At 74.2% G+C, this 457-nt stretch carries 1 pseudogene; it reads left to right on the top strand.

From position 1 onward, the window contains the following. Positions 1-457 (top strand): annotated as a pseudogene (locus tag FV222_RS28985) (DNA polymerase III subunit alpha); the annotation flags it as partial.

Raw genomic sequence — 457 nt, forward strand, 5'->3', positions numbered from 1 at the left:
TCGCGGCGCTGCGCGCGACGTTCGGCGAGAGCCGGCTCTACGTCGAGTTGCAGCGCCACGGCCTCGACGACGAGCGCCGGATCGAGGCCGAGCTGCTGCGCATGGCCGACCGCGACGGCCTCTCGATCGCCGCCGCCAACGAGCCGTTCTTCGGCAAGGCGGGCGATTACGACGCCCACGACGCCCTGCTCGCCATCGCCGACGGCCGCGTCGTCTCCGACGACCGCCGCCGCAAGCTCACCCGGCTGCACGGCTTCAAGACCCGCGCGGAGATGGCCGAGCTCTTCGCCGACCTGCCGGACGCCCTGCAGGCGACCGTCGAGATCGCGATGCGCTGCGCCGTCCGCGTCCGCACCCGCAAGCCGATCCTGCCGAACTTTTCCCGCGTCGCGGCGGGTGAGGCGGCCCCGAGGCAGGACACGCTGGCCGAGGCCGCGCCTGGCGTGCCGGCCGAGGT

Origin of the sequence: Methylobacterium sp. WL103, assembly GCF_008039885.1 — a bacterium.
GTDB lineage: Bacteria > Pseudomonadota > Alphaproteobacteria > Rhizobiales > Beijerinckiaceae > Methylobacterium > Methylobacterium cerastii.